This is a genomic window from Spirillospora sp. NPDC047418, from assembly GCF_040643275.1.
Classification (GTDB): Bacteria; Actinomycetota; Actinomycetes; order Streptosporangiales; family Streptosporangiaceae; genus Spirillospora.
The window spans coordinates 1-9,102 of record NZ_JBEYTW010000166.1 but is presented as its reverse complement, the minus strand read 5'-3'; the positions used below and the strand labels follow the sequence as shown (position 1 = coordinate 9,102).

The following is a 9,102-nucleotide window of genomic DNA, read 5'->3' as shown; positions in this document are numbered from 1 at the left end:
GGCCGTCCGGGCGGGCCCGCCGGGACGGCGCGGGCAGCCGTCATGCCGCCGCTAGTCGCGGGGCATCACGGTGAAGGTGAACCCGGTGCTGGTCGGACGGCGCAGCGGGGTGTCGCATTTGATCCGGCGGAGTACCTCGTTTCTGCTGAGTTCGAGTGCGTGGGCGATGAGCCGGTCCGGGCGTACCGGCACCGGGTCGTCGAAGACGACCTCGACCCGGACCGGCCATGACCGTCCTGCCTGGTCGGTACGTGGCTGGTCGGTCAGTGCCGGTGGCGTGTGGAGCCGCCAGGCGCCCGTCCAGTCCAGGGCGAAGCGGTTGCGGCGGGCGAGCAGCGGATCCAGCAGCGTGGACGCCACCAGGCCGGGATCGTTGGCGCGGTAGCCGTCCAGGAGGGCGGGGTCGAAGGATCTGACCGGCACCCGTTCGTGGACGGTGAGCTTGCCGGTGCGGTCGCAGGCGGTGCAGCGGGCCAGCAGCCACACCGACAGCAGTTTGCCGTTGGCGTTGACGCGGAACCTGCCGGCGCCGGTGGTGGCCGACTCCGCCGGGCAGTCGACGCACGGCAGCGACAGCAGCGGCAGCCTGGTCCGGCGGACGACCCAGCGCAGCACGGTATGAGGTTGTGAGGACATGAACTCTCTGGACCTGACACGAGGCCGATTGCGCGCGGCCTCGAACGCTGAACGACCGGGCGCGCGAGGGCAGCCCGGCGGAGCCGGCGGGAGCGCCGGCTAAAGGTGAGCGGAAGAAGGTGTCAGGTCTGCGGAGCAGGCGGGGTCACGCGGTCTTGTCCTCTGTCCTCGCGGGTGACGGGGCCGCAGGCAACCTACGGGAACGCGGACGGCGCGCTCAACGGGTTTTCCGGCCGGAGCCGCCTCAGCCCCGTCCGAGGACGCGGAACACGTTGCCCTCCGGGTCGGCCAGGCAGAACCACGGCACGTCGACCTGGCCGACGGCGGTACTTCACCGTTTCGCGGTCGGGTCCGGCCAGTCGAGGCCCACGGGTTCGATGTTGGTCGCGCCCGGTCCCTCGCTGGACGGGCCCCAGCCGAGCGCCGCGCCCCAGAACCGGCCCAGGGCCGAGTCGTCCCGGGCTTTGAAGTTCACCTGGACGGGTCGCGGTGCCATGCGCTCCAACCCTATATGCGCAGATGAGTGCAGGTGGGTGAGCGTTCGCCGGTTCCTCGCGGCCGGGCCGGGGGGGACGTCGCCGGGCGAGCCGGTCCCCCCTCGGACGCCGCCGGTGCGCGGCGCCCGAGGGGCGGTCGGGGGCGGCGGTCAGGTGGCGATGTAGTCGGCCAGGTGCCGGCCGGTGAGGGTGGAGCGGTCGGCGACCAGGTCGGCGGGGGTGCCCTGGAACACGATCCGGCCGCCGTCGTGGCCGGCGCCGGGACCGAGGTCGACGATCCAGTCGGCGTGCGCCATGACGGCCTGGTGGTGCTCGATGACGATGACCGACTTGCCGGAGTCGACGAGCCGGTCGAGCAGGCCGAGGAGCTGCTCGACATCGGCGAGGTGCAGGCCCGTGGTGGGCTCGTCCAGGACGTACACGCCGCCCTTGCCGCCCATCTGGGTGGCCAGCTTGAGGCGCTGCCGCTCGCCGCCGGACAGGGTGGTGAGCGGCTGGCCGAGCCGCAGGTAGCCGAGCCCGACGTCGGCCATCCGCCGCAGGATGGTGTGGGCCGCCGGGATCCGGGCCTCGCCGGAGCCGAAGAACTCCTCGGCCTGCTCGACCGGCATCGCCAGGACCTCGCTGATGTCGCGGCCGCCGAAGTGGTGCTCCAGCACCGCCGCCTGGAACCGCTTGCCGTCGCATTCCTCGCAGGTGGTGGCGACGCCCGCCATCATCGCCAGGTCCATGTAGACGACGCCGGCGCCCTTGCAGTTGGGGCAGGCGCCCTCGGAGTTGGCGCTGAACAGGGCGGGCTTGACGCCGTTGGCCTTGGCGAACGCCTTGCGGACCGGGTCGAGCAGCCCGGTGTAGGTGGCGGGGTTGCTGCGGCGCGACCCCTTGATGGCGGTCTGGTCGACCGACACGACCTCGTCCCGTCCGGTGACCGACCCGCCGATCAGCGAGCTCTTGCCGGACCCGGCGACGCCGGTGACGACGACGAGCACACCGAGGGGGATGTCGACGTCGACGTCCTGCAGGTTGTGGGTGCTCGCGCCGCGCACTCGCAGGGCCCCGGACGGCGCCCGCACCGACGGTTTGAGGGAGGCGCGGTCGTCCAGGTGCCGCCCGGTGAGGGTGTCGCTGGCGCGCAGTCCCTCGACGGTCCCCTCGAACACCACCTCGCCGCCGCCGGTGCCGGCGAGCGGGCCGAGGTCGACGACGTGGTCGGCGATCGCGATCGCCTCCGGCTTGTGCTCGACGACCAGGACGGTGTTGCCCTTGTCGCGCAGCTGCAGCAGCATGCCGTTCATCCGCTGGATGTCGTGGGGGTGCAGCCCGATCGTCGGCTCGTCGAAGACGTAGGTGACGTCGGTGAGGGAGGACCCGAGGTGGCGGATCATCTTGGTGCGCTGCGCCTCGCCGCCCGACAGGGTGCCCGACGGGCGCTCCAGGCTGAGGTAGCCGAGCCCGATCTCCACGAACGAGTCGAGGGTGTGCTGCAGCGTGGTCAGCAGCGGCGCCACCGACGGCTCGTCCAGCCCCCGCACCCAGTCGGCCAGGTCGCTGATCTGCATCGCGCAGGCGTCGGCGATGCTGATCCCCTTGATCTTGGCGGAGCGGGCCGCCTCGGTGAGCCGGGTGCCGCCGCAGTCGGGGCAGGTGGTGAAGGTGATCGCCCGGTCCACGAACGCGCGGATGTGCGGCTGCATCGCCTCCCGGTCCTTGGCCAGGAACGACTTGTGGATCCGCGGGATCAGGCCCTCGTAGGTGACGTTGATGCCCTCGACCTTGATCTTCGTCGCTTCCTTGTGGAGCAGGTCGTGCAGCTCGGTGCCGGAGTACTCGCGGATCGGCTTGTCGGGGTCCAGGAAGCCCGAGCCCATGAAGATGCGGCCGTACCAGCCGTCCATGCTGTAGCCGGGGATGGTCAGGGCGCCCTCGCGCAGCGACTTGGCGTCGTCGTAGAGCGCGGTCAGGTCGAAGTCGGTGACCGAGCCGCGGCCCTCGCAGCGCGGGCACATGCCGCCGGTGATGCTGAAGGCGCGCTTCTCCTTGACCGTCTTGCCGCCGCGCTCGATGGTGACCGCGCCGGCCCCGCTGATCGAGGCGACGTTGAAGGAGAACGCCTTGGCCGGGCCGACGTAGGGCCTGCCGAGCCGGCTGAACAGGATCCGCAGCATCGCGTTGGCGTCGGTGGCGGTGCCGACGGTGGAGCGGGGGTCGGCGCCCATCCGCTGCTGGTCGACGATGATCGCGGTGGTCAGCCCCTCCAGGACGTCGACCTCGGGCCGCGCGAGCGTCGGCATGAAGCCCTGGACGAAGGTGCTGTAGGTCTCGTTGATCAGCCGCTGCGACTCGGCGGCGATCGTGTTGAACACCAGCGAGCTCTTGCCCGAGCCGGAGACTCCGGTGAACACCGTCAGCCGGCGTTTCGGGATCTCGATGCTGACGTCCTTGAGGTTGTTCTCGCGCGCCCCGTGCACGCGGATCAGGTCGTGGCTGTCGGCGGCGTGCAGCGCGGCCGGTTGCGCGCCGGTCCCCGTGGCCATGCTCATCGTTTCTCCATCTGTGTCGTGTCTGCGTCGACGTCGCCCGGCTCGATCCAACCAGCTCCGGGCCACCCCTTCGGCCCTGGATGCCCGGTATGCCCGTCCGGGCGCGGGCCGGACGCGGCGGTCGCCCCGTGCCGCCGGACGTCCCCGATGTCCCGGACGCCGCGCCGCGCCCGGTATCAGGACGCGGGGCGGGCGGCCATGGCGATCACGCTAGCCGCAGCGGGCCGGCGGTCGCTTCTCGATTCCTGACCGGTCTGGTCACCTGCTTGGCGATGCACGACGGGACGCCCGACGCGCCCCCGACGTCGGACGCCGCATCAGATGCCGCATCGGCCGCGGCGGCGGCGCGGCGGTAGGCGCCGGGCGGCATGCCGACGAGCTCGGTGAAGCGGGTGCCGAACGTGCCCGGGGAGGCGCATCCGACGGCGTGGCAGACCTCGGTGACGGTGAGGTCGCCGCGGCGCAGCAGCGCCATGGCCCGCTCGATGCGCCGGGTCATCAGGTAGCCGTAGGGGGATTCGCCGTAGGCGCGGCGGAACTGGCGGCTGAGGTGCCCGGCGGACATGTGCGCGCCGCGGGCGAGCGCCTCCACGTCCAGCGGCCGGGCGTACTCGCGGTCGATCCGGTCGCGGACGCGGCGCAGCCGCGCCAGGTCGCGCAGGTGGCCGGCCCCGTCCGATCTGCTGCTCACCCTATGAATCGTGCCATACCGCCGCGCCGGCCCGGGGCCGCGCCGCCGGGCACGCCATGAACCCGGACGTTGATAATCTCAACATTGAGATGATCCGGGAGGTGCGATGGCGGACGCGGTGGATGCGGTCCTGGCGCAGTGGGGGCGGGAGCGTCCCGACGTGGACGTGTCCCCGATGGGCGTCATCGGGCGGATATCCCGGGCGGAGCTGCTGCTGGCCCGGGAGCTGAAGGCCTTCTTCGCCGAGCGGGGGCTGGAGAGCTGGGAGTTCGACGTCCTGGCGACGCTGCGCCGCCACGGCGCCCCCTACGAGCTGACGGCGGGGGCGCTGCTGCGCGCCGCGATGGTGACCTCGGGCGCGATCACCAACCGGATCGACCGGTTGGAGGCCAAGGGGCTGGTCGAGCGGGTCCGCGACACCGGCGACCGCCGGTCGGTGCGGGTCCGGCTGACGCCGCGCGGCCTGCGGACGGTGGACGACCTTGTCGGCCTGCACGCCGCCAACGAGGACCGGCTGCTGGCCGCGCTGGACCCGGCGGCCCGCGAGCGGCTGGCCGGGGCACTGCGCACACTGCTGGAGTCGCTCGGCGACACCACCCTGGACTGATCGCCGGACCACCCCTGGACCGGCGCCCTCCACCCGCCGACCCGGGCGGCTCCTACAGCGGCGGCCGCCCCGTTCGGCAACGTCCCCGGCATGATGTCCAACCCACCACCTGGAGATGGCGGTCGAGGCCCGGCCCCCGGTGTGTGAAACCGGTCTCCTCCCCTCGCGGCACGTCACATCCCGGGAGGCCCGCGACGTCCTGTGGGCATGGGAGTTTTCGTTGGACGGGCACGCGACACGACCTGCCGCGCCCTCCTGTACGCCCCGCACGACGCGTTCCGCCGGGACCTGGACCGGCTCGCGGCGGCGGTGGCGGCGGGCAAGGGCGGCGCCGCGCACGTGCGCGCGGGCTGGGACAACCTCAAGGACCAGCTGCGCATGCACCACGACCTGGAGGACCGGCTGCTGTGGCCGCGGGTGGAGCGCGCGGTGGCGGGCCGCCCGGTGGAGCTGGCCGTGCTGGCGGAGATGCGCGCCGAGCACGCCCGGGTCGCGCCGCCGTCGGCCCGCGTCGACGCGGCGCTGGCGGCCGGGGCCGGCGGCGAGGCCGTGGCGGCGGTGGCGGCGCTGCGGGACGTGCTGGAGGCGCACCTGCGGCACGAGGAGGCGACGGCGCTGCCGCTGGCCGAGTCGGTGCTGGAGGCGGCGCGGTGGCAGGAGCTGGCCGCCGAGGCCGAGCGCCGCTGCGGGGCCGGCGCGCCGCTGTTCGTCCCGTGGGTCGTGGACGGGATCGCGCCGGTGGCGCGCAGCCGGTTCCTGACGTCGCTGCCCGGCCCGGTCCGCGAGCGCAACCGGGTGATGTGGGAGCCCCGCTACCGCAAGCGCCGCCTGTGGAGCACCTGACGCGGGGCACCTGACGCGGGGCACCTGACGCGGGGCACCTGACGCGGGGCACCTGACGCGGGGCACCTGACGCGGGGCACCTGACGTGAAGGCACCTGGCCTGGCCTGGAGCGTCTGGCGTGGAGCGTCTGGCGTGGAGCGCCTTGACGCGGGCCGCCTTGACGCGGGGCGCCCGACCCGGGCGCTGACCCGGGGCACCTGAGACGTGCGCCGGCGGCGGGCGTCGATGGCGGGCGTCGGCGGTCGGGGGTGAGTTAGAAGCGGGTGGTGAGCAGGGCCAGGACGGCGACGCCGGCGGTGAGCCAGGCCGCGTAGTCGCCGACGTGCCCCGAGTGCAGCGCGTGCAGCCGCGCCGTGACGGCGTCCGCGGCGCGCCCCAGGGCCCGGGCGCCGCCGGTCCGCACCGCCGCGCGGAGGCGGGCGGCGGCGGGGCGCCGGACGCCCGAGGCGGCGATCGCCGCGGCCAGCAGCAGCGTGCCGGCGGACCCGGCGAAGCCGGGCAGGGTCCACGGGTCGGCGGGCGGCGCGTGCGGGTGCGCGACGGCGCCGTCCAGGACGAGCCCGGCGTAGGCGCCCCGGTCGGCGAACATGTGCGCGGCGGCGGCGACCGGGCCGCCGGGCATCAGCCCGGCCACCGCCCCGGCCGCGAGCAGCGCCACCCCCGGCAGCACCATCGTCCACGGGACCGACCGCAGCCCGCCGGGCGTTTCGGGGTCCTCGTGGCCGCCGTCCCCGGCCGAGCCCGAGCCCTGCTCGGTGGGGGTGCCGCGCCACACGGTGAGCCACACCCGCAGGACCGCGCCCGCGGTGAGCGCGGACGCGGCGGCCGACAGCGGCGTGTACCACCACCAGCCCAGTTCCAGGACGGCGTGCTCGGTGACCGCGTGCCCGGCGAACAGCCCCGACGGCGGCAGCCCGGCCAGGCACAGCGCCCCCGCCAGGAACGTGGCGCCGGTGACGGGCATACCGCGGCCGCGTCCGCGCAGCTCGCGGGCGTCGACGGTCTCGTGCCGGTTCAGCAGCGCCCCGGCGGCCAGGAACAGCGCCCCCTTCACCCCGGCGTGCCCAGCCAGGTAGTAGGCGGTGCCGCCGAGCGCGCCGGGCGTGCCGGCGGCGACGCCGACCAGCATCAACCCGACATGGCTGACGGTGGAGTAGGCCAGCAGCCGCTTGATGTGGTGCTGCAGCACGCACATCACGGCGCCGAGCAGCGCGGCGGCGGCGCCCAGGACGGCGATGGCGCGCAGCGGGACCAGCCCGGCGAACACCGCCCAGTACGTCCGCGCCACCCCGTACACGCCGAGCTCGACCATGATGCCGGAGAACAGCACGCACACGGGGGTGGGCGCGACGGCGTGGGCGTCGGCGAGCCAGAAGTGGAAGGGGACGGCGGCGGCCTTGACCAGGTAGCCGGTGCAGACCAGCACGAACGCGGCGGTGACGAGCGCGTCCCCGGACCCGTCCCCGGCGGGGGTGCCGGCGCCGGTGAGGTGGCGTCCGATGGCGGCCAGGCCGAGCTGCCCGGTGCGCCCGTACAGCAGCGCGATCCCGGCGAGGGACAGGTACGCGCCGATCGACTGGACGATCCCGAAGTTCAAGGCGCCGTGGACGGTCGCGGGCTCCTCGGACCGGTATCCGGTCAGCGCGAACGCCACCACGCTCATCAGCTCGAAGAACACGAACGCGTCGAACAGGTCCCCGGCGTACACGAACGCGCACATCGACGCCAGGAACAGCAGGACCAGCGCGTGGAAGATCGCCTGGATCTCGGTGAAGTACCGCCAGGAGAACGCCAGCGCGGCGAGGGTGAGGGCTGCGGTGACGCAGGCGAGCCCGGCGGCGAGGGGGTCGGCCGCCAGCGGGATACCGACGCCGGTGCCGGGGCCCCAGCCGCCGAGCCAGGCGACCTGCGGGTCGTGGCCGGAGCGGGCGAGGGTGCGGGCGGTGAGGGCGGTGACGGCGGCGGCGGTGAGCAGCGCGGCGGTGTCCACGGCCGGCCGCGGCAGCCACCGCCCGGCGGCGGCCAGCAGCGCCGCGACCAGGACCGGCAGCGCGATCGTGGCCTGCAGGATCACGATTCGAGGGAGCGCAGCGCGCCGGGGTCCAGGGTGCCGCGCCGCCTGGCGACCTGCACGGCCAGGGCGAGCAGCAGCGCGGTGACGGTGGCGCCGACGACGATGTCGGTGAGGGCCATGGCCTGGACGACGGGGTCGGTGACGGGCGGCCCGGCGGGCGGCGGCGGCCGGTCGGAGAACACCGGCGCGGTCGCCCCGTAGCGGTGGCCGATGGCCAGCAGCAGCACGTAGGTGCCGGACTGGGTGACCGACAGGCACACCACGGCGTGGATCAGGTCGCGGCTGGTGACGATCCCGTAGAGGCCCGCGAGCATGATCCAGCCGGCGGTCAGGTAGGGCAGCACGCTCACGGGGACCCCCCGGCGCGGCCCTCTCGACGGCCGGTTCCGCCGCCGGTCTCGTCGCCGGTTCCGGGGCCGGTCTCGCGGAGGAGGAGGGCCTGGTCGAAGAACTTGCCGATGAGCAGGACCAGGGCGCAGCCGACCTCCACGCCGACGGCGGCGTTGAGCGCGGGGACGCGGCCGGTCGCGGCCTGCCCGGCGGCGCCCAGCGCCGGCAGCACGAACGCGGCGGCCGCGGCGGCCTCGGCGGACTCCACCAGCGGAAGGGGCCGCAGCCGCTGCAGCGCCGGGTAGTCCCCGGCCAGGTAGAGCAGGTGGACGGCGGTGCCAAGGACGACGCCGCCCTGGAAGCCGCCGCCGGGGGACTGGTGGCCGTGCGCGACGATGTAGACGCCGACGAGCAGGGTCGGCGGCAGCAGCAGGTGCCCGGCGATCCGCAGCGCGTCCGGCACCTCGGCGGGCCCGTGCCGGTGCGCGCCGCCGGCGTCCTCCCGCTCGCCGTCCACGGCGCGCAGCAGCACCACGGCGCCGAGCGCGGCCGACAGTAGGATCAGCTCCTCGCCGAGGGTGTCGAAGGCGCGCTGGTCGAAGGTGACCGACGCGACGGCGTTGGGGGTGCCCTGCTGGACGGCGTGCCGCACGGCCCGGTCGGCGTAGGGGTGCCCGCCGCCGCCGAAACCGGGCAGGCCGAGGACCCCGGCGGTGAACAGCGCGGCGGTCCCGGCGGCGCCGGCGGCGAACAGCAGGAGGCGGGGCGACGGCCTCACCGGCGCGCCTCCCCGGGGCCGGGGCGGCGCTCGCCCTCGTCTCCGCCGCCCCCGCCGCCGGCCCGGCCGCCGCCGTCGCGGTGGCGGCGGGTGGCGTGCAGGGCC

Annotated in this window: 9 protein-coding genes; 2 read left to right on the top strand and 7 right to left on the bottom strand. The window is 74.7% G+C overall.

From position 1 onward, the window contains the following. Window positions 1-51 precede the first annotated feature (51 nt). The 4 genes from ABZ806_RS44135 to ABZ806_RS44120 all read right to left on the bottom strand — a co-directional run bounded on the left by ABZ806_RS44135 (window position 52) and on the right by ABZ806_RS44120 (window position 4,364). The gene (locus ABZ806_RS44135) at window positions 52-615 is read right to left on the bottom strand and encodes a DUF1062 domain-containing protein (protein ID WP_500225809.1); all 564 of its coding nucleotides are present in this window, start codon (window positions 613-615) and stop codon (window positions 52-54) included. 352 nt (window positions 616-967) lie between these two features. Continuing rightward, a complete protein-coding gene (locus ABZ806_RS44130; protein ID WP_500225808.1) occupies window positions 968-1,132 on the bottom strand; it encodes a hypothetical protein in 165 nt (54 codons plus the stop codon). Window positions 1,133-1,282: 150 nt separating this feature from the next. Further along, window positions 1,283-3,673 carry an ATP-binding cassette domain-containing protein gene (locus ABZ806_RS44125; protein ID WP_500225807.1) on the bottom strand — a complete coding sequence of 797 codons (2,391 nt, stop codon included), beginning with the start codon at window positions 3,671-3,673 and terminating at the stop codon, window positions 1,283-1,285. A 205-nt stretch (window positions 3,674-3,878) separates the two neighbouring features. Then, window positions 3,879-4,364, bottom strand: a complete 486-nt coding sequence (locus ABZ806_RS44120; RefSeq protein ID WP_500225806.1) for a helix-turn-helix transcriptional regulator — start codon at window positions 4,362-4,364, stop codon at window positions 3,879-3,881. 106 nt (window positions 4,365-4,470) lie between these two features. Between ABZ806_RS44120 and ABZ806_RS44115 the strand changes: the two genes are divergently transcribed. Both ABZ806_RS44115 and ABZ806_RS44110 read left to right on the top strand, forming a co-directional pair. After that, the gene (locus ABZ806_RS44115; protein ID WP_500225804.1) at window positions 4,471-4,971 is read left to right on the top strand and encodes a MarR family winged helix-turn-helix transcriptional regulator; all 501 of its coding nucleotides are present in this window, start codon (window positions 4,471-4,473) and stop codon (window positions 4,969-4,971) included. Window positions 4,972-5,178: 207 nt separating this feature from the next. Beyond that, window positions 5,179-5,814 carry a hemerythrin domain-containing protein gene (locus ABZ806_RS44110; protein ID WP_500225800.1) on the top strand — a complete coding sequence of 212 codons (636 nt, stop codon included), beginning with the start codon at window positions 5,179-5,181 and terminating at the stop codon, window positions 5,812-5,814. A 254-nt stretch (window positions 5,815-6,068) separates the two neighbouring features. On the opposite strand, the gene ABZ806_RS44105 is transcribed toward ABZ806_RS44110, so the two are convergent. The 3 genes from ABZ806_RS44105 to ABZ806_RS44095 are packed head-to-tail and all read right to left on the bottom strand — an operon-like array spanning window position 6,069 to window position 8,997. Continuing rightward, window positions 6,069-7,889: a complex I subunit 5 family protein gene (locus ABZ806_RS44105; RefSeq protein WP_500225797.1), complete on the bottom strand. Its 1,821-nt coding sequence runs from the start codon at window positions 7,887-7,889 to the stop codon at window positions 6,069-6,071. Then, complete coding sequence (locus ABZ806_RS44100) at window positions 7,886-8,239, bottom strand: sodium:proton antiporter (protein WP_500225795.1); 354 nt, start codon at window positions 8,237-8,239, stop codon at window positions 7,886-7,888. Before ABZ806_RS44100 ends, ABZ806_RS44105 begins: the two co-directional genes overlap by 4 nt. Next, complete coding sequence (locus tag ABZ806_RS44095) at window positions 8,236-8,997, bottom strand: MnhB domain-containing protein (protein ID WP_500225794.1); 762 nt, start codon at window positions 8,995-8,997, stop codon at window positions 8,236-8,238. Before ABZ806_RS44095 ends, ABZ806_RS44100 begins: the two co-directional genes overlap by 4 nt. Window positions 8,998-9,102 lie beyond the last annotated feature (105 nt).